Origin of the sequence: Staphylococcus edaphicus (assembly GCF_002614725.1) — a bacterium.
Lineage (GTDB): Bacteria > Bacillota > Bacilli > Staphylococcales > Staphylococcaceae > Staphylococcus > Staphylococcus edaphicus.
On the sequence record NZ_MRZN01000003.1, the window covers coordinates 22,739 to 45,940 of the forward strand.

At 33.8% G+C, this 23,202-nt stretch carries 21 protein-coding genes; 6 read left to right on the top strand and 15 right to left on the bottom strand.

Annotated elements, in window-relative coordinates:
* Positions 1–71: 71 nt before the first annotated feature.
* The 4 genes from BTJ66_RS02690 to BTJ66_RS02705 form a co-directional block, all read right to left on the bottom strand.
* Entirely contained in the window at positions 72–1,589 is a 1,518-nt protein-coding gene (locus BTJ66_RS02690) for an ABC transporter permease/substrate-binding protein (RefSeq protein ID WP_099089451.1), read from the bottom strand.
* The gene (locus BTJ66_RS02695) at positions 1,582–2,547 is read right to left on the bottom strand and encodes an ABC transporter ATP-binding protein (RefSeq protein ID WP_099089452.1); all 966 of its coding nucleotides are present in this window, start codon (positions 2,545–2,547) and stop codon (positions 1,582–1,584) included. Before BTJ66_RS02695 ends, BTJ66_RS02690 begins: the two co-directional genes overlap by 8 nt.
* A gap of 297 nt (positions 2,548–2,844) precedes the next feature.
* Positions 2,845–4,623 (bottom strand): DNA helicase RecQ, encoded by a 1,779-nt coding sequence (gene recQ / locus BTJ66_RS02700; RefSeq protein ID WP_099089453.1) that lies wholly within the window; start codon positions 4,621–4,623, stop codon positions 2,845–2,847.
* A 13-nt stretch (positions 4,624–4,636) separates the two neighbouring features.
* A complete protein-coding gene (locus tag BTJ66_RS02705; protein ID WP_099089454.1) occupies positions 4,637–6,520 on the bottom strand; it encodes an ABC-F family ATP-binding cassette domain-containing protein in 1,884 nt (627 codons plus the stop codon).
* A 112-nt stretch (positions 6,521–6,632) separates the two neighbouring features.
* Between BTJ66_RS02705 and BTJ66_RS02710 the strand changes: the two genes are divergently transcribed.
* Positions 6,633–7,451, top strand: coding sequence for a ZIP family metal transporter (locus BTJ66_RS02710; protein ID WP_099089455.1), 819 nt, complete (start codon positions 6,633–6,635; stop codon positions 7,449–7,451).
* Positions 7,452–7,524: 73 nt separating this feature from the next.
* Here BTJ66_RS02710 and ltaS read toward each other — a convergent pair whose 3' ends face one another.
* The 7 genes from ltaS to BTJ66_RS02745 all read right to left on the bottom strand — a co-directional run bounded on the left by ltaS (position 7,525) and on the right by BTJ66_RS02745 (position 14,516).
* On the bottom strand, positions 7,525–9,465 hold the full coding sequence (gene ltaS, locus BTJ66_RS02715) for a polyglycerol-phosphate lipoteichoic acid synthase LtaS (protein WP_099089456.1): 1,941 nt from the start codon (positions 9,463–9,465) through the stop codon (positions 7,525–7,527).
* Between the two features lie 678 nt (positions 9,466–10,143).
* Positions 10,144–11,148 carry a 5-oxoprolinase subunit C family protein gene (locus BTJ66_RS02720; protein ID WP_099089457.1) on the bottom strand — a complete coding sequence of 335 codons (1,005 nt, stop codon included), beginning with the start codon at positions 11,146–11,148 and terminating at the stop codon, positions 10,144–10,146.
* Positions 11,136–11,843 (bottom strand): 5-oxoprolinase subunit B family protein, encoded by a 708-nt coding sequence (locus tag BTJ66_RS02725; protein WP_099089458.1) that lies wholly within the window; start codon positions 11,841–11,843, stop codon positions 11,136–11,138. Before BTJ66_RS02725 ends, BTJ66_RS02720 begins: the two co-directional genes overlap by 13 nt.
* Positions 11,844–11,865: 22 nt before the next feature.
* Positions 11,866–12,072 (bottom strand): hypothetical protein, encoded by a 207-nt coding sequence (locus tag BTJ66_RS02730; protein ID WP_099089459.1) that lies wholly within the window; start codon positions 12,070–12,072, stop codon positions 11,866–11,868.
* A 116-nt stretch (positions 12,073–12,188) separates the two neighbouring features.
* The gene (locus BTJ66_RS02735; protein ID WP_099089460.1) at positions 12,189–12,797 is read right to left on the bottom strand and encodes an aminotransferase class IV; all 609 of its coding nucleotides are present in this window, start codon (positions 12,795–12,797) and stop codon (positions 12,189–12,191) included.
* A complete protein-coding gene (locus BTJ66_RS02740) occupies positions 12,797–13,939 on the bottom strand; it encodes a chorismate-binding protein (RefSeq protein WP_099089461.1) in 1,143 nt (380 codons plus the stop codon). Before BTJ66_RS02740 ends, BTJ66_RS02735 begins: the two co-directional genes overlap by 1 nt.
* The gene (locus BTJ66_RS02745) at positions 13,923–14,516 is read right to left on the bottom strand and encodes an anthranilate synthase component II (protein ID WP_099089462.1); all 594 of its coding nucleotides are present in this window, start codon (positions 14,514–14,516) and stop codon (positions 13,923–13,925) included. The genes BTJ66_RS02740 and BTJ66_RS02745 overlap by 17 nt, the downstream gene beginning before the upstream one ends.
* A gap of 254 nt (positions 14,517–14,770) precedes the next feature.
* Here BTJ66_RS02745 and queC point away from each other — a divergent pair, with 254 nt between their 5' ends.
* From queC to BTJ66_RS02770, 5 genes are all read left to right on the top strand, one after another.
* Positions 14,771–15,442, top strand: coding sequence for a 7-cyano-7-deazaguanine synthase QueC (queC, locus tag BTJ66_RS02750; protein WP_099089463.1), 672 nt, complete (start codon positions 14,771–14,773; stop codon positions 15,440–15,442).
* Between the two features lies 1 nt (position 15,443).
* The gene (gene queD, locus BTJ66_RS02755; RefSeq protein ID WP_099089464.1) at positions 15,444–15,869 is read left to right on the top strand and encodes a 6-carboxytetrahydropterin synthase QueD; all 426 of its coding nucleotides are present in this window, start codon (positions 15,444–15,446) and stop codon (positions 15,867–15,869) included.
* The gene (gene queE, locus BTJ66_RS02760) at positions 15,862–16,578 is read left to right on the top strand and encodes a 7-carboxy-7-deazaguanine synthase QueE (protein WP_099089465.1); all 717 of its coding nucleotides are present in this window, start codon (positions 15,862–15,864) and stop codon (positions 16,576–16,578) included. Before queD ends, queE begins: the two co-directional genes overlap by 8 nt.
* Positions 16,579–16,818: 240 nt before the next feature.
* Positions 16,819–17,412 (top strand): hypothetical protein, encoded by a 594-nt coding sequence (locus BTJ66_RS02765; protein ID WP_099089466.1) that lies wholly within the window; start codon positions 16,819–16,821, stop codon positions 17,410–17,412.
* A 68-nt stretch (positions 17,413–17,480) separates the two neighbouring features.
* On the top strand, positions 17,481–17,732 hold the full coding sequence (locus BTJ66_RS02770) for a GlsB/YeaQ/YmgE family stress response membrane protein (RefSeq protein ID WP_099089467.1): 252 nt from the start codon (positions 17,481–17,483) through the stop codon (positions 17,730–17,732).
* 200 nt (positions 17,733–17,932) lie between these two features.
* On the opposite strand, the gene BTJ66_RS02775 is transcribed toward BTJ66_RS02770, so the two are convergent.
* From BTJ66_RS02775 to nagA, 4 genes are all read right to left on the bottom strand, one after another.
* The gene (locus BTJ66_RS02775) at positions 17,933–18,994 is read right to left on the bottom strand and encodes a glycosyltransferase family 2 protein (RefSeq protein WP_099089616.1); all 1,062 of its coding nucleotides are present in this window, start codon (positions 18,992–18,994) and stop codon (positions 17,933–17,935) included.
* Positions 18,995–19,356: 362 nt separating this feature from the next.
* Entirely contained in the window at positions 19,357–20,196 is an 840-nt protein-coding gene (locus BTJ66_RS02780; protein ID WP_099089468.1) for an aldo/keto reductase, read from the bottom strand.
* Positions 20,197–20,363: 167 nt separating this feature from the next.
* The gene (locus BTJ66_RS02785; RefSeq protein WP_099089469.1) at positions 20,364–21,713 is read right to left on the bottom strand and encodes a hemolysin family protein; all 1,350 of its coding nucleotides are present in this window, start codon (positions 21,711–21,713) and stop codon (positions 20,364–20,366) included.
* A gap of 292 nt (positions 21,714–22,005) precedes the next feature.
* Complete coding sequence (nagA, locus tag BTJ66_RS02790) at positions 22,006–23,172, bottom strand: N-acetylglucosamine-6-phosphate deacetylase (protein WP_099089470.1); 1,167 nt, start codon at positions 23,170–23,172, stop codon at positions 22,006–22,008.
* Positions 23,173–23,202 lie beyond the last annotated feature (30 nt).

Below are 23,202 nucleotides of genomic sequence, written 5' to 3' on the forward strand. Positions count from 1 at the left end.
ATAAAAAATGAGTTCAATCCATTTAAGCATAAGAAACATTACTCAAATTATTGAACCCATATTTTTATACACTAGTGTTTTATTAAATTATGCTGTTCTAAATAATCTTTCGCTACTTGATATGGATCTTTTTTCTTAACTGTTACATCATAATTCATTTGTTGCATATCTTCATCTGAAATTTTACCTTCTAGTTTATTTAGTGGTTTTTTAATTTCTGGATGTTCTTTTAAATAAGACTCTTTAAACATAGGTGCACCTTGATAAGGTGGAAAGACATGTTTATCATCTTTTAATACAACCATATCATATTGTTTAAGTTCGGCGTCAGTTGAGTAGGCATCAATCAAATTAATATCTCCATTTTCAATCGCTTGATAACGTAATTTAGGTTCCATCGTTTTTACGTCTCCTACATCAAGATCATATGCTTTTTTCACAGCAGGATAGCCATCACCACGGTCGTTAAATTCTAATGTGAATCCAGGTTTAATCTGATCTTTCACTTTATTTAAATCACCGATTGTTTTAATATCGTGGGCATCCGCAAAATCTTTTTTCACTGCTAAGGCGTACGTATTATTGTATTTCATTGGTTTTAACATTGTCATATCAAATTTGTCTTCCAAACTTGATTTTGCTTGTTGATATACTTTGTCTTCTTTTTTAGACTTCAAGTCCTCTTTTGTAAGTTCACCTAAAACGGTGCCTGTAAACTCTAAATAACCATCAATATCATCTGATTTTAATGCATTGAATAAGAATGACGTCTTGCCCATACCGTCCTTAACTTCTACAGTATCGTCTGTATCTTGTTCAATTAAAATTTTATACATATTTGTAATCACAGATGGTTCAGAACCCAATTTGCCAGCGAGCGTAACTTTTTCACCTTTTTGACCTAGCATCGGCGCTATAATCACTAACAATAAGATAATGACGATGACACCGAGAGAAATAAGTAATTTTTTATACGACATTTTTTGCATATATCTCAAAGCCAAATCGAATAATATAGCTAAAAGTGCTGCTGGTATGGCACCAATCAATATTAATGACGTATCGTTACGATCGATCCCTAACAAGATAAGATCCCCTAATCCACCAGCGCCTATTAATGCTGCTAGTGTTGCAGTCCCAATAATTAATACCATTGCCGTTCTAATCCCTGCCATAATGACTGGCATTGCAATGGGCAATTCGACTTTTGACAGACGACGTCTTGGTTTCATACCAATTCCTTTTGCCGCTTCAACGAGCGACGGATCAACTTCATTTATACCAGTATATGTATTCCTTAATATTGGTAACAAGGCATATACCACTAAAGCAATAATTGCGGGCACTTTACCAATACCAAATAACGGTATCATTAATCCTAATAAGGCAAGCGAAGGTATCGTTTGGAGCACTGCGGCAATATTCATAACGATTTCAGATAGTTTTCGTGTTTTCGTTAAAGCAATCCCCAGTGGAACACCTATCAAAGCAGCAATCAGTAAAGCAATAAATGAAATTTGTATATGCTCAAATATCGTTGTTAATAATTCTTCTCTACGCGCAACGAGTGTATTGATGAATTCATTCATTCATGCTCCCCCCTTTGCGTTCCGCTAACATTTTAAAAATATCCTGCCGTCTTAACACACGCTGTGTAGCAGTCGCAGCATCTTTAATAATAATGGCGTCATGGTTTGCCAAATCTGTATAAATGTCTTTTACATATTTATTACTATCAACAACGGGATAACTTGTTTGGATATCTTGTTCATTTATAGCTAAATTCTCAATAAGCTCTGATAATTTCAGATCATTAATCGTACGCTGTAATTTATCTCCCATAAATTGTTTCACGAAATCATTTTTAGGATGACTAATAAAGCCTTCTGGTGTATCAATTTGTTCGATATGTCCTTCATTTAACAAACAAATTCTATCGCCCAGTTTCATTGCTTCTTGGATATCATGGGTCACAAAAATGATTGTTTTCTTGATTTTTTGTTGCAGTTCGATTAAGTCATCTTGCAATTTCTCACGACTGATTGGATCTAGAGCGCTAAATGGCTCGTCCATTAAAATAACTGGGGGATCGGCTGCTAATGCTCGAACAACACCTACACGTTGTTGTTGTCCTCCAGATAGTTCATCCGGTTTTCTATTTTTAAATACTTCTGGTTCCAAACCAACCATCGCCATCAAGTCTTCCACACGTTGATTAATTTCTTGTTCAGTCCATTTTTTCATTTGTGGCACTTGCGCAATATTTTCTTTAATAGTCATATGTGGAAATAACGCAATTTGTTGCAATACATACCCGATATCCCATCTCATTTCATAGACAGGATAATCACTTATCGGTTTATCATTAAAATATATATAGCCTTCCGACAATGAAATTAATCTATTTATCATTTTTAATGTTGTCGTCTTGCCACAACCAGATGGTCCTATTAATACAAAAAATTCACCTTTTTTAATATTAAAACTGATATCATCAACAGCAGTTTTATCCCCATATTGTTTTACTACATTTTTAAATTCTATCACTTTGTCACCTTCACTTTTATATACTCATAATTGCAAATATAACAATTATATTTTTTTGATTATTCCCTATTTATATATAATTTATGTATTATTCATCGAAAATCCAAATCCATTTTACGTTCAACCATATAAAAATAGCGAAGTTAATTTCAAACAAAAAATAAATCTATGACCTGTGCAATTGCATAGAATATTAATCATTGTCAAATTAGCTTCGCTGTTGTGTTGTTCATGTACATGTTTATAGTTGAACCTAGTATAAACGTATTGCTTTGAAAATTAAAATATTAAGCTCATTTATATTTTTTCTTTATATGTTTGGATTTTCTCTAAAAACATCGGACAATAGTGTTTTAATTTATAACTCCCAACCCCATCAATCAAAATCATTTCTTGTTTAGATTCAGGTTTTCTTTTGGCAAATTCTTCTAAGGTGAAATCTGAGAAAATACTCACTGGCGGTATGCTTAATGATTCACTTAATTGCTTACGCACATGAATTAATTCATCGAATAATGCTCGATCTACACCTTCAACCGTATTGATATTCACTTTTTCTTTCGACTTACGTTTAAACGGCGTAGTGTAGATGTCTACTTGATTATTCAACAATTGTTTGACTGAATTATCACAAGTCAAAATTTCATCATGTTCATTTAAAAACCCTTTAAATCGAAGTTCGTCTATAAGATGACTGAGGTCAGATGTTGTGTAGTTTTTCATAATACCGTGTGTTGATAGCTGATTATAATCACAGTATCGAATATAATCTGAATCCTCGCCCCTTAAAACTTGGATGATGACACTATAACTTTCTCGTTGCTTCATACGTGCGATGCAACTGACAATCATCTTAGCTTCATCTGTCATATTGTAAGTCTTATTTTCAACAATACAATTACTACATTGTCCACATTCTTCCAGTTTTTCATTGGGTTCAAAATAATGTACAAGCGTCGCTTCTAAACATTTTTTGGTTTTCGTATAAAGTATCATTTTGTTGAGCTTCTCACCCATTTTATCTTTATAATCATCGTCTGCCTTTGATGAAGAAATAAAGTATTGATGCAATCCAATATCACGTTCACTAAATAGCAATATACAATCACTATTTAAACCATCACGTCCAGCACGACCTGCCTCTTGATAATAAGATTCTAAGTCACCTGGCATATTATAATGAATCACAAAACGCACGTTGGATTTATCAATCCCCATGCCAAACGCATTGGTCGCTACTACCACACGCACACGATCATAAACAAAATCATTTTGCGCTGCTTCACGTTCTTTAATTGAAAGCCCAGCGTGATAAATTGTACTATTTACACCATTATTTTCTAAAGCTTCATGTAGTTCTTCAACTTGTTTCCGTGTTGAGCAATAAATGATACCTGCCGCATTTTTATGCTCTTTCACGTATTCCATAACAAATTTCTGACGTTGGTATGTTGGGTTTACTTTAAAGACTAAGTTACGTCGTTTCGTACTTGTTTTTACTTCATCGTGCTTTCCAATGTTCAAGCGTTCCATGATATCTTTTTGAACTTCAATCGTTGCCGTCGCTGTTAGCGCTACAGTTGTAAAGTCTTGTGGTAATGCGAACACTTTATGAATTACATCTTGATAACTTGGTCTAAAATCGTGTCCCCACTTTGAAATACAATGTGCTTCGTCAAATGCAACTAAATGAATCGGTAGTTGTTGTAGTAATCTAATAAAATAAGCATTATCAAATCGCTCAGGTGCAACATATAAAAATTGAATCTCACCATTCCTTAATTGTGTCTCAATTTCTTTTTGTTGCTTTTGCGTTAAACTACTATTTAAGTATGCTGCATGTATACCCATGGCCTTTAATTGATCAACTTGGTCTTTCATCAAAGAGATTAACGGACTAATGACAATCGTCGTTCCACCTAACATTAATCCCGGTACTTGATAACAGATTGATTTTCCCCCACCAGTTGGTAACACGCCTAGCACATTGTGATGGTTCATGACTCTAGTTATGATTTCTTTTTGACCAGGACGATACGTGTCATAGCCAAAATAATGTGATAATGTTGACTCCATGTTATAAAATCCCTCATTGTTCTTTTTGTTCTTCAAGCTCGCTCCATCTTGAAATATCTGCTTCATACTGCTCATTCAAACGTTTTTGTTCTTCATTTAACGCTTTAATCCTAGCATAATCTGAACTTGCGACTACCATTTCTTCGTCTATTTCTTCTAATCGCTGTTCAGTAGTATCAATGCGTTCAATGATAGCTTCGTATTCTTTCTGTTCTTTATACGATAAACCTTTTTTCTTTTTCTTATCTGTATTTGGTTTAACTTTAGATTGTTGTTTCGCTTGTTCTTCTAACTTTTGATCTTGTTCTTTTTTATAGCGTTCATAATCTTCAAAGGTGCCTATGATACGCTCCATCTTACCATCATGAAGGTACCAGTATTCCTGAGCGACCTTATTTAAAAAGTATCGATCATGACTCACCGTAATCACAGCACCACCAAATGTATCCACATAATCTTCGAGAATAGTAAGTGTCTCTGTATCTAAGTCATTCGTCGGTTCATCCAGTAGAAGTACATTCGGTTGATGTACTAATAATTTTAAAAGATATAATCTTTTTTGTTCGCCACCTGATAATTTATAGATTTTTTTACCGTGTGTTGCACTAGGAAATAAAAATCTTTCTAGTAGTTGTGTTATAGAAACGGCTGTACCATCCTTTTCTTTAGCAACTTCACTTTCTTCTCTTAAATAATCAATCATTCTGATATCTCGATCGAGGCGCTCTTCTGTTTGTTTAAAATATGCTACTTTGACAGTTTGACCAATTTTGAGATTACCTTCATAACTTTGATCTTCACCGCTCAGTATATTTAGTAAAGTTGTTTTACCTGCTCCATTAGGGCCAACAATGCCGATTTGCTGACCACTTTGAATGATTTGTGTAATGTCTTCAAATAGTGTCTTCTCATCAATTCGTTTAGTTAAATGCTCCAATTCAAACACCTGTTTGCCAAGTCTTGAATAAGCCAAATTTAACGATGCCTTATCTTGATGTTGTTGTCCCTTAACATCTTGTTCTAATTCACTAAACCTATTCTTTCTTGCTTGCTGTTTAGTAGAACGTGCTTTGACACCCGCGCGCATCCATGCGAGCTCTTTTTTATACAGAGATTGTTGTTTCGCTTGTTGTTTTTGCTCAATAATTTCATTTTCTGCACGTTGCGCAATATAGTCTTCATAATTACCTACATACGTTGTTAACTTTCCACGATCAAGTTCTATAATACGCGAGGACACTTCATTTAAAAAGTAACGATCATGTGTTACAAACAATACCGTATGCGGATACTGTTTGACGTAATTAATCAACCAATTTATAGATTCAAAATCTAAGTGGTTCGTAGGTTCGTCTAAAAGTAATAAATCCGGTTGTTCAATTAATGTTTTAGCTAAGCCAACTCTTTTTTGTTGTCCACCTGACAGCGCGTTCACAGGTTTCGTTGTATCATATATACCTAATTTAGAAAGGATGGTCTTAATTTCTGCGCTATAATCCCACGCTTGATAATTATCCATTGCTTCTTGAGCATGCATCATTTTTTGGAAATCTTCATCACTCTGTGTCACAGTATATTGATTTAACGCTGCTTCATACGCACGTATAACTTGGAGCGTTTTTGTTTCTGAAGTTAATACTGCTTCGAAAACGGTCATATCTTGATTAAAGTCTTGTTTCTGCGAAGAATACCTAATGCGATAAGCCTTAGGATGAGAAACTTCGGCATTGAAGTCTTCATCTAAGCCAGCCATTACTTTGAGTAACGTACTCTTCCCTGTACCATTTATACCTACAAGTCCTATTTTTTCACCTTCAGAAATAGACAATTGCAAATCATCAAAAATGATTTTATCGGCATATGATTTATGTAAATGTTCAATTTTGTATGCTTCCATTGTCCAACATCCTTTTTAATATCGAAAATTATAATTTTTTCTGTTAAACTTAATTTCAGTTCTATATATTATACACCTTTTCGAACTCAAATGATACAAAGGAGAGAAGCTTATGTCAGAATTTTTCCAAGACTTACCTCCTTATATCCAAGCATTAATAGCAGGTATTATCACCTGGCTACTCACTGCATTAGGAGCAGCATCGGTTTTTATTTTTAAAAGGGTCAATGATAAGATATTAAATTCTATGCAAGGCTTCGCTGCCGGCATTATGATTGCAGCAAGTTTTTGGTCTCTTTTACAACCAGCTATTGACTATGGTGAAGGATCATCATTATCATGGTTACCCGCTGCTATCGGTTTTTTATTGGGTGGTCTGTTTATTCGTGGATTAGATTTGGTGATTCCACATATACACCCTAACACCCAAGACACAAACCAATACCATGAAGGTGTAGGCACAAAAAAACTCAATAAAAATACGTTACTCGTTTTAGCAATTACATTGCATAATATTCCAGAAGGCCTGTCAATCGGCGTTGCATTTGGCGGTATCGTATCAGGCAACGGACAAGCAACATTTTTAGGCGCACTTGGTTTAGCAATTGGGATTGGTATTCAAAACATTCCTGAAGGTGCTGCATTATCTATGCCTATCCGTGCTGCTGGTGCTTCAAGATGGAAAGCATTTAATTATGGGCAAGCATCTGCCATCGTTGAACCCATATTTGCAACGCTTGGTGCAGCAGCCGTGCTTGTTATCACACCTATGTTGCCCTATGCATTGGCTTTTGCTGCGGGTGCAATGATATTCGTAGTTGTTGAAGAGCTGATTCCTGATTCACAAGCCAGCAACAATACCGATCTCGCAACGTTAAGTTTAATGGTTGGTTTCACAATCATGATGATACTTGACGTCGCACTTGGATAAGGAAAAGCATCATGTATTACATTTTAAATCAAAGGGAGCACCAGACATTATCGTCTGGTGCTCCCTTTTTAATTTATTTTTTCTCTTGTCCTTTTGGACCTACTTTATATTCATAGTTTGATGGCTTAATCTTATCGAAATCTGGGTTTTTATAGAATCTCAATAAATCTCCATTAAGCACATCGTCACTCATCTCTAAATCTTTCTCAGATTGTTGTTTACGCTTATCAAAGTCTTTTGGTTTTTCTGTCATTGGTTCATTATTCTTATTATCATAAATTCTACCATTTACATACTTATAGTCTTTGGTTACAAAGTCACCATTTCTGAATGGTACGGTATCGTTATGATCTTTAGATAATAAATCTGTACCCATCATGAGATAGTTTTTCGAATCGATACCCATCAAGTGTAACATTGTAGGCATGACATCTGCTTGACCAGCATATGTTTTATCGACTGTACCTTCTTTACCAGGAATCTTCAACCAGAAACCAGTACGGTTTAAATCATTGAATTTAGCTGGTGTTATATCTTCGCCTAATAATTTTTCCATCGCTTTATTATGGTTTTCAGAGATACCGTAGTGGTCACCGTAAATCATAATAACAGAATCATCATATAAACCTTTTTTCTTCAATTCATTTACAAACTGTTCTAATGATTCATCTAAATATCTTGCTGTTTGTATATAACCGTCTACCGTTGAATCACCCGTATTCGGCTTATCAATTGATGCGTCTTCAGGAGACACAGTGAATGGGTAATGGTTGGTTAAAGTAATTAAATGATTATAGAACGGTTGCTTTTCTTTAGCTAAATAATCAGCAGACTCTTTAAAGAATTCTTTATCTTTAAGGCCTAAGTTTTCTATATTATTTTCAGACATATCGTAATACGTCGCATCATAGAATTTATCTATACCAAAGTGTTTGTATACTTGATCACGGTTCCAGAATGTTTTGTAGTCACCATGCATCACGCTAGATGTATAGCCTTGTTGTTGATCCAAGATAGCTGGTAGTGATTGGTACGTATTGTCACCTTTTAGAGAATACGCTGATCCTTGAGGCAAACCAAACAAACTGTTATCCATTGTAAACTCTGAATCTGATGTTTTACCTTGTCCAGTTTGATGATAAAAGTTTGGATAGTATCTATACCCTTCGTTACCTGTCGAAAGTTTGTTTAAGAACGGCGTTACCTCTTCTCCGTTCACTTTTTTATCAATCAAGAAAGTTTGGAAACTTTCTAAGTGTATTTTAATTATATTTTTCTTCTTAGCTGCGCCAAAATACGCTTTGTTTGGCTCAGTTTGTTTTTGTTTTGTATAATTTAACACTTTTGTTAAATCATCTTCATTTGCTAATGCTTTTTGTTGATTGTTTTGTATTGTTTTAACACCATCATAAACAGTGAAATTAAATGGTCCTAAGTACTTAACTAAATATTTATGGTCAAATGTACGTGTTAATAATTCAGGACGATCTGATTCAGCAAACGCTAAGTTCAAGAAGAATAACGCAATTGATGCGGCCATTACTACTGGAACAAATTTCTTGCTAAACACACGTCTGTCTAGCCATTTCTGTTTAAATATTAAAACAAACAAGTAAATAATTGTATCAATGAAGTATACAAAATCATACCATTTGAATGATGCAGAAACTGCGCCACCCATTGATTCGACATTCCCAGCTTGATTCAATGTGCTAAATGTTAAGAAATCAGAAAAGAATCTGAAATATACAACATTTGCGTATAGCAAGAACGTTAATATAAAGCCTCCAATAAAGATGAACCAAAATGCTTTCTTCCCTTTAAAAAATAAGAAAATACTTAGTACTAACGCGATCAAACTGTATGGATTCATTAATAAGATTAGGTTTTGAACTAATCCTTTAACACCTAAAGAAAAATCAACATAGTATGAAAAGTACGTTTTCAATGTGACAGTCAATACTGTCAATATAAAAAACGCAAAAAGAGTTAATTTCTTTTTGTGTAGTTTCATGTTTTTATCCCCCGATATAGATTAATAATGGTCGGAATATAATCCAAACCCTTGTAAAGATTGGCTAAGTTACTGTTTCAATGTGCTTGTTAGTGACGCTAATCCCTCTAACTAAGCATGTGTCTTTATTTGCTCTTGTTATTTTGCATTCAATTTATATTCATTAAAATCTTTTTAGCAGATTATAATTTATCATTTATTGCGTTAATGTCTTACTTCATTTTTAAATTTGCTTTTTACGTATATCCAATAACTATTGAATATCGAATTATCATTTATTTACTTGGTGATTTTTGTTTAACGAGACCTTTACAAACTTCAACAATTTGTAATCCATTCGTAACAAAACGCACACAGTTCAATTAATAAATATAAAGCAATTCAAGTTGAATATCAAGTAAAAACACACTTTTTCATGTAATTAAGCACCAAACAAATGCTTTGTTAACGGCTTATTAACCTATTATTAACTTATTATTAATTATTAATATGCTATTTAATTATACTTTGAATGTTATACATTATAATCCGGCTTTAGTCGTATGTTAGATTCCTTACATTTAATCCTGCTTTCTTTTACTACAAATGGTGCGTTTATATATAAAAAAACTGCAACCCTTACAAGGCGTCCTTGTGGATTACAGTTAGTTAACATGCACTCTATTTTCAACATGCGCATTACTTTAGCATTTCTAATTGCATGCGATATTCAATCCCGTGAAATAATTGATTCAACCAATTTGTGTATTTAATTAAATTTTTCTCAGCACTTTCTACATCTATAAATTGAAATTTTAATTTTGTACCTTGATGTTTTTGGCCTAATTTAGTTAAATGATAGCTTGCAATCGTACCTATTTGCGGATAACTACCCAATGTATAATGATCGTTCAGTAAAATGATGGGCGTGCCATCTCGCTTAACTTGTATGGTACCTATTTGTACAGACTGGTGCGCAGGCATGTCTTCATAGAAAGCTTTCACAGGCTTGCCTTCGACATACATACCTACTCGGTTAGCTTTACTTGTTACTTTATATTCTCCAGATGTAAAACGGCTTAACGCTTTTTGTTCAAAATCTTCAGTCCCTTTATTTTTAATCACATGAAACACGTCGGACATGTAATTAAAAGATAGTGCATAACCGTCGATTCCCCAGTCAGTTTGATGGGTCTCTTCTAAATTCTCAAAAAGTTTATGGTGACGCTCTGTGTAATCACGTTTCATGTTGATTTCGTCACCTTTTTTTAAACTACGTCCATGGAAACCACCGATTTTAGATTTAAAATCCGTTGAAGTTGAGCCTAACCACTCATCTAATTCAAAACCACCACCGACCGCTAAATATACTCTAGATGTATGGTTTGTTTCAGTAAATTTAAGTACATCCCCTTTTTCCATTAAATATAATTTGTTAGGCAATACTTTCATATGTTCTGTCTTAGCTTTAAAACTCCCTCCGCTTAACGCAATTAATGTCGGTTCAGTAAACCGAAAGCTTGCCATTCTGTTTGTCATTTCTAATGTAGCCTCACGCTTATCATTTGCTACTAATCTGTTTGCAATTTCATGAGAAAGTGGATCTAAGGCACCACCAGGAATAACACCGTCGTGTTCATAACCTGTTCGACCAAAATCTTGAAAACTAGAAAATAGCCCTTCGCCTTCTATTATGATTGACATGGTTCAAAGCCTCCTAAATCCAGTGACTCCTCTGTCGTAGCTTGAAATACAACGTTATCACCTAGTTTAAGTTTAGTGAATTCTTCTAATTCCGGATTAAATAATTTAACCGGTGTATAACCTATTACTAACCAATCTCCATATGTATCAGTCGTGGTAATACCGGTCTTTTTACCTTCAATAATCACTGATCCTGCTGGGATAAATGACTTGTTGCCTCCAGTATGATTAACAAATAAGCGTTTAGACATACCAGTTAAGTATGGGAACCCTGGTGTATAACCCATCATTGAAACAAAATATGTTGGTTGCGTATGTAGTTTGACAAACTTTTCAAAATCCATTTTATAATGAGTTAATAAAGATGCTAAATCAGGTCCATATGTACCACCATAAACAACCGGTATTTCTATTGGCATCACAGCTTCTTCTTCATGTTTAATTTCTAATTGAACGGTTTGCATTAGTGCCTTCATATATAAAAAAGGAGATTGTATATGATGGTGTTTTATCATGTCTCTCGCGTCATAACAAATCATCATATCTGATTCCGTAGGCACAATTTCAGTGATAAATGGGTATTGTTTATCTGCTAAATATTTTTTTAACGCTAATAAATCTTCGGTTAAATCTTTAGAGACCTCTTTTTCTATAGACACCACAATGGCTTGATCTCCTTGACTATATATCTTCATAGGTTCACCTCATAAATTGTTACTATCGATAAAATACGTCTAATGCTTGTGCCAGATAATGTACGATTGCTTTTATTAAAAAATAGGCAATAATAAACTGAATGATACACGAACCTGTGATGACTACTCTTGCAAAGTAGACACTTTGTCGTTGTATCAATAGATGTACAATCCATTTGGTAAAAACAGAAATTATAATCATTAATAACGTCCAACCTAGTACCATCATGTCACTTCACTCACATTCACTATATTTAGCCATCATTTTACTTAATAAGTTCCTTTGAAAATCATTTTATGATTATGGTCTTCCAATTGCTACACCATGTTTATACTTTTTATATTCTATAGATAAATTTCTACCTCGGCAACCTCTCTCAAACTATTTATTAGAAATAGTGTGACCGTCCCTTGCTTCATCTTCTCTTTCAATTCATTTAAATAATAGTTTTTTTGCATTAATGTACCATTGTCTATCATTTCTTGTCGCTTACATCCGCGTAAAAAATCCGCTTCATAAATCGGTGTATATAGTTGATTTTTTTCTTTAATAATTACATTGCCAATATCAAACTCTAATATTTTTTCATCTTTATCATAAAGTAATATAAGATCTGTCTGATGATTATGTTCAAGATGTGCTCTTTGTGTTGTCTTATTGATTACTAAGTCTTTAGGCACTTGAGGGGCTAGTTGTTGAAACTTTGCTGTAAATATCTGCTTGTCTGATAAAGGCGCAATTTCATGATGTATGGTTCCATCATCATTTAATAAAAGTTTCGTTCTAAAGCTTCCTTTTGGGTGTGTTTCAATCATCTTGTTGATTTCATAAAGCCACCTATTGTCATCAAACTTAAACCCCAATTGTTCTGCTGATTTTTTCATTCGTGCTTTATGATATGACAACCTTGGAAAACGACCTTCATCCATACGTAATGTTTCAAATAACTGCATTATAATCTCTCCAGTAATTTTGTTTTATCGTAAAATTCTTGAACCTCATTTTCGGGTATTGAATCAATGGTAATACCTGCACCCACGCCATAAATAGCTTGGTTATTTACGTATTGTATTGTGCGAATTGGCACATTAACTATGGTCTTTCCGCTAGGCAATAACAGTCCAATAGCGCCACAATAAACATGCCTAGGTGTTTGTTCTAAATCTTTAATATATTGCATTGTATTCAGTTTAGGTGCGCCAGTAATCGAGCCACATGGGAATAATGACTTTAAAACATCTGCTAATTTAGTACTACTATTTAGCTCGCCAGTAACCATCGACGTCATTTGAAATACAGTACTGTAAGCCTCAATATGAAAAGGTTTATATACCTTGACTGTGCCAGTCTTGGCAATGCGACTCATATCGTTGCGTAATAAATCTACAATCATGACATTTTCCGCTCTATCTTTCTCTGATTGTTGTAAGGTCGAAAGGTTGTGTTGGTCTTCTACTTCAGATACGCCTCGAGCAATGGTCCCTTTCATCGGTTTACTTAATAAGACATCTGCTTTGTTGTTAAAAGCGCCACGTTGAAAAAATAATTCTGGTGACAGAGATGCGACTTTGACCTCATCTGTGTCTATAAGTGCCGAATAAAAACCATGATTTTGTTGTAGTAACGTATAATATAATGTTGCAATAGGTTGTCGTATTTGATCTGTTAAACGTGTCGTATAATTCACTTGATATGTATTACCTTCAATAATTGCTGATTGAATCATTTTTATATGTGTCATCAGTTGCGATGACGGTAATTCAAATTTAAAGTTGCATGGCTTTAATATTTGTCCTTCTAAATCATAGTTAGCTATGTCTGTGGCATGATTGAATGCATAAGCTGCCGCATATATATAGTCACCTTCTATTTTTACAGTTGCCATTTGATGATTGAAATATGGCGCCGCTTCGTAAGGTAGATAAAGCGCGACATATAGTCCTGCTTTTTGCTTCGCTTCAGCAAATGAAATTACTTTCCCTACGTCTTCAATTGTTGAAGCAATTCGCTTATCTGTGCACTGCGTTAATAAGTATTGATGCATCTCATCCGTTGCTTCGTCTAATATATAACGATAATTAAAGTGTATTTGCATGATACGCCTCCACTATTTTTATAAATGAAAAAATTTGCGTCAGTCCATGTTCACTGAGTATAGATTCAGGATGATATTGTAAGCCATATATAGGTAATGACTTATGTTCCAATCCCATAATGATATGTGCATCATTTAAAGCAGTAATCTCTAATGAATCAGGAAAACTTTGTGCTTTGGCTATTAAAGAATGATAGCGCATTACTTTGAATGTATCTGGCAGTTGATGAAATATACCTTTGTTATTATGTTTAATTTGTGTCGTATGTCCATGAATCGGTTTGTCACTCTTTATAATGTCCCCACCAAAATAAGTCACAATCTGTTGGAATCCCAAACATATGCCAAGTATGGGTATGTGCTTAGAAAACATCCTTATAACTTCATTTAATATCGGATAATCACTCGGTGCACCGGGTCCCGGAGAAATCACGATTGCTTTGGGCGCTAAATCATATATTTTACTTACAGTTAGATATTCAACATCTATAACTTCGATTGTGCCTACATAACTTTGTTTCAAATAGTCTACGATGTTATAGGTGAACGAATCTTTATTATCAATCATTAGTATCATGTCGTCACCTCTTTTTAAAAATCTTCTATAGTCTGTTATACTTATTATCACAAATATTAACTTGATTTTACAGTTTAAATATATTATTCTGAGTCACGTTATAAATGAATATAAAGAGGTTCCTAGCTGATACCCTCTATAAAAAACTAGACAGATGTATAACGTCTATCTTTTTTATAGGGATAGGCGTTTTTTTATGCGCTTATCTATATAATGTAACAGTTGGTCCAATACTTTTAAGGAGTGCACAATAAATGTCAGAACAAACGTTAGACAATAATAAAGCCATCGTAGTATTTAGTGGTGGCCAAGACAGTACAACATGCTTATTTTGGGCAAAAAAACACTTTGAGCATGTGGAACTTGTCACATTTGCATATGGTCAAAGGCACGACACAGAAATTGAAGTCGCAAAACAAATCGCAAAAGAACAAGATATCAAACATCATATCCTTGATATGTCATTACTTTCACAACTCACACCAAATGCATTAACACAACATGACTTAGATATTAAAGTTGGTGAGGATGGTATTCCAAATACCTTTGTACCTGCAAGAAATTTACTATTCCTTTCTTTTGCTGGTGCTTTAGCTTATCAAACAAATGCCAAACACATTATTACGGGTGTTTGTGAAACAGATTTTTCAGGATATCCAGACTGTAGAGATAGCTTTATTAAATCAATGAATGTCACTTTATCATTATCTATGGACAAGGACTTCGTTATTCACACGCCATTGATGTGGTTAGATAAACAAGCTACTTGGGCCTTAAGCGATGAATTAGGCGCCTTAGAATACATCCGTTACAATACTCTGACTTGCTATAATGGAGTTATTGGTGAAGGTTGTGGTGAATGTCCAGCTTGTAAATTACGAGCCAATGGTCTAAACGCTTATCTAGAAGAAAAAGGAGTAGATTAATATGTTCCAACAAAATTATCCAAGCGTTCAGCATCCCTATCAATTTGAATTAAACAAAGATTTTAACTTTTCTGCAGCACATTATATACCAAGTGAAGATGCAGGGAAATGTATGCGTACACATGGGCACACTTACTTTGTAAACTTGACTATTGCAGGAGATACGTTAGATCATAATGGCTTCTTGGTGAATTTTAGTGAATTAAAACAACTGGTACACGGACAATTTGATCATTATTTACTTAATGACTTACCACAATTCGAAGGAAAAAGTCCGTCAACTGAAATCGTTGCACAGACAATTTACGAAATGGTTCAAACATCATTAGACCAACGTAACAACCGTCCTAAATGCTTACAAGTCTATGTAAGAGAAACACCAACAAGCTATGTAGTCTATAGACCAAAGGAGCAACATCATGAGTAAAATACCTGTACTAGAAATTTTCGGCCCAACAATCCAAGGCGAAGGACGTGTCATAGGTCGTAAAACCATGTTTGTACGAACTGCCGGTTGTGATTATCGCTGCAGTTGGTGTGATTCCAGCTTTACTTGGGACGGTAGCGCAAAAGAAGATATTCGCATGATGACTGCTGAGGAAATTTATGACGCTTTATATGAAATTGCTGGTGACGCCTTTAACCATGTCACCATTTCTGGTGGTAATCCTGCTTTAATTAAAGGCATACAACAATTAGTAGATTTGTTTGATAATAAAGGGATTCAAAGCGCTTTAGAAACACAAGGCAGTAAATTCCAACCATGGATGACACAAATTGATGATTTAACGATTAGTCCAAAACCACCTAGTTCAAAAATGAAACCTAACCTACCTATTTTAGATGAAGTGATTGAACAATGCGTACCTGAAACACTAAACTTAAAAGTTGTGATTTTTGATGATGAAGATTACCAATTCGCTAAAATGATTCATCACCGTTATCCTACTATTCCGTTTTATCTACAGGTAGGCAATCCTTACTTAGATGGCGAACATGTAGAAGCCCACACCGAAAAACTATTATCTTTATATGAAACGTTGGTAGATCGTGTCATGATCAGTAGTGATATGAATAACGTATATGTATTACCTCAATTGCACACGTTGCTTTGGAGTAACAAAAAAGGTGTTTAAATTGAGTATTTATGGCGATCCGTTGTATAATGCTGTTTGTCTATATAACACATCGCCTTTATTATGATGCAAACATTATATGGCACGACATTACTGTAAAAATCATTTTATTCATTTATATCTAGACATTTTAATTTAAACAATATTTGATAATTTTAAATTAAAGAAATGAAATTAAATGATTAACTTTAACTTCACTGATATAATGTTTCAATGAAGTATATAGGTTAGGAGAGCATCATGCTGATTAATATAATTATAAATATTGCTACGATATGCATTATACTTGGTATTGATTTATATCGTCAGAATTTTAAACAACTTAAGTTTAGCTCTATACTAATAGCAATCTGTGTCAACAGCATTATTAATGTATTTCTAGTTGGTGAATATGATTACATTGTATTTTATACGTGTGGTCAACTAATCATTTGGACATTATTACAATTGTACTTAAATCGTAAGATAACTGCCTTTAAGGTTACAGACCAAAAATTTATCGCTTTCGTACTAACAATTATTCTGAGTACTTCGCTGATTCTTACATATAGCACGAGTCACGATTCATATTATATGTCTATTCCCTATTTAGCACCTGCTATTTTCCTCATTGGTGCTATCTTACTGTTTTATAGTACGTTTCAGCCAAAGGAAAAAGAACAACTTAAGCTTATGAATCACATTAAACAACCTATTTTTGTAGGACAATTATTCATTATACTTTCCTTTACGATAATGACCTTGTTAACCCCATATTGGTACGCATTCATCATTATCCATATACTATTTGTTATATTTTTATTATGGCAGAATATATTTTTTCCACATAAATGATTAAGATAATATATTTTGTGGTATAAGATAACAGTTAAGTAAGTTTTTAATAAAGGAGGTAAATGAATATGGGCTTTATACTTATGTTAATTGTCGGCGGTTTAATCGGCTGGATTGCTGGAGGCATCGTCGGTAAAGATATTCCAGGTGGTATTTTAGGAAATATCATTGCTGGTATTGTAGGTGCTTGGTTAGGTTCTTTAATACTAGGAGACTGGGGTTGGCACTTAGGTGGCATCGCTGTATTCCCAGCACTTATCGGAACAATTATTTTAGTAGCATTAGCGTCATTTATCGTTGGTAAATTACGTAAAAAATAATGTTATATTTTCAAAGCCAATCTCGTTTGTTCGAGATTGGCTTTTTTGATGGCTATTTTTAATAAAAATTTAATTATTCCAATTGATATAAAAATACGTACTTTTAAGTGTTGACATGAGAAAGTAACTACCTAAAAGTACGTCTTATAAAATTTGTGTTTCATCCGCTGTTTAATACTTAAACAGCGTTAATGGCTAATTTATCTGTTTTTAACCAATTCTTTTTCTTCTTTAGGTTTTGTTGTGTTTTCTTGTTGACGATGATTGCGCTCAATTTCATAATTGATATCTTGATTAATATTTTGCTGATTCTTATTACATTCATAATTAAAGTTCGTTGCTTGGACGATATACTTTGGACGTTGTTTCACTTCATAATAAATACGACCTATATATTCACCAACGATACCTATAGATATCAACTGTATACCACCGAGCAATAATATAGCAGCAATTGTAGAGAAGTAACCTGGCGTTTCCACACCTCGAAGCATAATGCCCACTGAAATGTAACCAATATAAAGTAAACTGATAAAGAATACAAAAAGACCTAAGTAAATCATTGCACGTAAAGGTTTATTATTAAAAGATATCAAACCATCTATACCATAATTCAATAATTTACTAAATGACCATTTTGATTCGCCATCTTCACGTTCAACATTTTCATAAGTGAACACTTTCGTATTATAGCCAATCCACTCGTAAAGCCCCTTAGAAAAGCGATTATATTCATCTAATTCCGTTAACGAAATAACGGCGCGTTGACTTAGTAACCTAAAGTCTCCAATTCCGTCTTCTAGTTTAATATCTTCAACAAAATGATTGATTAATTTATAGTAAACCTTAGTCAATGCTTTTCTTGATTGTTTCTCACCAGTTCGATCACGTTTAGCAACCACTTGATCGTATCCATCCATATAACCTTCAATCATTTGAGGAATGAGTTCTGGTGGATGTTGTAAATCAGCATCAATCATTATCACTCCATCACAGTCTTTGCTGTGTTGGTAACCAGCAATCATTGCTGATTCTTTACCAAAGTTTCGGCTAAATGAAATAAATTTTACATGTTTATCTTTTGTAGCCACATCTTGTATATAATTAATCGTTTTGTCTTTACTGCCATCATCAACAAATAATATATCATAGTCATAGCGATGGTACTGACTATCTTGTGATAAAATCTCAGTCAACTTTTCATATGTTTTTAAAATCACTTCACCTTCGTTATAACAAGGCACTATAACTCTTATTTGCATACTAAACACCTTCATTTCAATTACTTCCTTTTTACTTTATCAATTCCCACCTACATTACGCTATCTAAATCAATTATATTTACATAATCTTTATATAGCCTTAATGTTTGATGTTGAAACTTAATGTACATGCTTAGTTTTTGCCATGATTCAAGACCCTTGATTAATCAAGTTTTAAATATCAAAACATGATAAAAATAATTTTCCACTTCAATAACTCATATTGACTGAAATTTAAATTGAATAAAGATATAAATTGTTACTTTAAGTCTATCAACTATTAGAACCATTTGAAAACAATAACCATTATGACTCATAAAAAAAGACTATATGCCCTATATTGGGCTGTACAGTCCTTGTCTTTATTTCAATGTACCGATACGTACATCATCAGGGTCTTTCCCTTGTCTTTCATCTCTATTCAATGCATCAATTTCTGCAATATCTGTAAGTTCAAGATTAAAATCTAAAATATCATAGTTTTCTTTAATGCGTTCTGGTGTCTTTGATTTCGGAATAATAAGTCTGTTATGTGCTAGATGCCAACGCAACACAATTTGTGCAGGAGTCTTCTCATAGCGTTCCGCCAATCTTAAAATCACTTCATGTTCTAGTAGACCTCGATTTCTCATCAATGGCATCCAAGCCGTAACTGCAATATCTTTACTATCACAATAATCTTGTAACCCCTGTTGATTAAAATAAGGATGTACTTCAATTTGATTGACCGCTGGCACAACATCCGTTTCTGCCATCAATGTTTCTAAATGATGCTGCTTAAAGTTACATACACCGATTGCACGAATTCTACCTTCTTCATATAATTTCTCCATAGCTTTATAGCTTTCTATAAATAAGCCATCCGCTTCACATGGCCAATGAATTAAAAATAAATCCAAATAGTCGGTTCCTAAATTTTCGATAGATTTAGTAAAAAACTCAATCGTCCGATCATATCCTTGATAATCATTCCATAATTTGGATGTGATAAATAGATCTTCACGTGGTACACTGGATTTTTTTAACACATTGCCTAATGCTATTTCATTTTTATAAAAATATGCTGTATCAAATGCACGATACCCAGCATCTAATGCCGTTGCCACTGAGCTGTTCATTTCTTCATCTGAAATTTTATATACGCCTAGTCCAATTTTAGGCATCGGGTAACCGTTGTTTAAATAATATACTTCATCTAACATGATTCAAACCCCTTTTCATTTTGCATTTAGCTATTAGCTATTAGCTCAAGGCTAACATTAAAATATACTATATCATCTTTTAATCCTTATAAAAATTAAAAAACCCCAACAAAGCATGCATACTTTGTCAGGATTTCTATAATTAAAGTCTTATATGAATTTCACTATTAATCATTTTCTTCTTCTTCTTCAAGTTCTTCAATCGTTTGTCTTGCTTTATTATGTTCTAATTCTAAAATGACCGTAATAATTTGATGGTTATCAATTTCTGAAATAACCCATCTATCATATTCAGTATCGACGTAATCGTTTTGTTGTAAATTGGTGTTGTGTGCTTGCAACCAACCACCAATTGTATCAATGTCCTCTGAATCTTCAAATTCAATGCCCAGTTGATCATTTAAATCATCTAACAGTACACGTCCATTGATTTGGTATCTATTTTCAGTAACTTTAACAATATCATTAACTTCATCGTCATCAAATTCATCACGAATTTCACCAACGATTTCTTCCAATATGTCTTCCATCGTTAAGATACCTGCTGTACCACCATATTCATCAATAATCAGACTAATATGCACATGTTCACGTTGCATACGTACAAGCGCATCACTAATGCGCGTCGTTTCTGAAATCATAGGCAAATCATGAATGTAGTTGCTCACTTTTATTTGCTTGCCAGAAGCATATTCTGTTAAAAATTCTTTAACATTGATAAAGCCCTTCACATGGTCTTTATCGCCATCTGCTGTGATTGGATAACGTGTGAATTGATGTTCTTTAATCGTGTCTAGCAATTCATCTACGTTAAACGGCTCATTCATTGTAATCATTTGTGTACGGGGAACCATAATATCCTTAGATTGTCTTTCATCGAATGAAAAGATATTTTGCATATATGCTAATTCCGTTTGGTTTATTTCTCCGCCGTTGTAGCTATTATTAATTATAATTTTGATTTCTTCTTCTGACATTGCATCGTTATTTGCATCTGGATCAACGCCAAACATACGTATAATCATTCTCGCTGAGCCATTCATTAACCAAATTAATGGTTTCATCACAACACCAAAGTAATAAAGTGGTCTTGAATAGAGCAAGGCTAATTTTTCAGTATGTTGAATCGCTAATGTTTTAGGTGCTAATTCACCCAATACTACATGCAGATACGTTACTATAATAAATGCAACGATAAATGAAATGGTTGTAGTTAGTGCATCTGGTAAATTAATCGCTTCAAATAATGGATGCAATAGTTTATTAAATGTTGGTTCACCTAACCAACCTAAACCTAAAGATGTCACTGTGATACCAAGTTGACATGCCGATAGATAATAGTCTAGGTTTTTTATCATTTTTTTGACTACACGTGCGCTTCCATTACCTTCCGATGCAAGTTGATCTATTCTTGTACTACGCACTTTAACTAATGCAAATTCCGATCCTACGAATACCGTTGTTAATGCTATTAAAAGAAAAAATATTACTAAATTCATTATGGTCACTGTTTCCAATTAGTTCCCTATTTCTAGGGATTCACCTCCAAATTTCGTGTCACAATAGGTAACCGAATATAAGTATTTTTTGTTTATTAATGCTAGCGTTGAATACTAAATCCTCCCCATTGCGACACCTCCCTAAAAATACGCATTTCTCTTATTTTATCATAATGTTGTTAGCACTTGTTATTTTCACGCTTAAAAATTCATTATTCTAACTTAACATTTAAACCTATATCACAACTTAAGTCAACTTTCGAAATTAATATATTTTCAAAATGAATTTTAATAAAAGTTAATTATGGTCTTACAATGATGCATCAAATTGGTGTATTTTCCCAGATTTAACCGTTGCTAATACATCAATGACATCATTCACTATTACAATATCCGCATCTTTCCCAACTTTCAGGCTGCCTTTATGTTCATTCATATTTAAGGCTATCGCTTGATTTAAACTAGTGACACGCCATAAATTATCTAATGTATCACCAGTAAAGCGAATTAAATTCCTTAAACCGTCATTCATTTTTAAAATGCTTCCTGCTAATGCGCCAGATGCTAAACGAGCTTCTGATCCCTTAACAATTACATTTTGTCCACCTAAATCATAATCGCCATCAGGCATACCTTTGGCTCTCATAGCATCTGTTATTAAAAAGAAGCGCTCATTGCCTTTTTGTTTATACGCAATTTGAACCGCTGCAGGATGTGAATGAATACCATCAACAATCAATTCAGTGCTCAATTTATTATTCAGCCATGCTGCGCCAAATACACCAGGTTCACGATGTTCAAATGAAGTTCCGGCATTATAAAGATGTGTGACATGTTTCGCACCATGTTCTACAGCTTCATTCACCTCATCAAATGTAGCAACTGTATGACCAATTGAAAATCGTATATCATTATGTAAAGCAACTAAGGTGTCGTTAGCACCTTCTACTTCTGGAGCAAATGTAATGACTTTAATTTGATTATTAGCCGTAATTTGAAATTGCTCTACCTTTGCTACAGAAGGTCTTTGGACATAAGCTGGATTTTGTGCTCCGACTTTATGTTCTGAAATAAATGGTCCTTCTAAATGTACACCAACGATAGTTGCTGCATTGTATTGATCTTGTGCTTGTTGATAAGTCACAATATTTTCTAATGCTTTTATTATATTTTCATCAGATTGCGTCATTGTAGTCGCTAAATAACTTGTAGTTCCTTCGGATAACAGTGATTCAGATAAATGTTTCAATCCCTCATAAGAGGCATCCATAGCGTCTTCTCCATAACCACCATGCATGTGAATATCGATAAATCCAGGTAGCACGTGTTGACCATGTACATCAATCGTTGTTAAATGACCAGTATATTCGCCAGAGGAGATATCATCAATTTTTCCATTTTTTACGATGATATATCCATTTGCTATCGTTCCCGTTTCAGTATAAATTCGTCCATTTTCTATTACATATTCGCTCATTTTTTTACCTTCTTTACTTAAATTTACTCT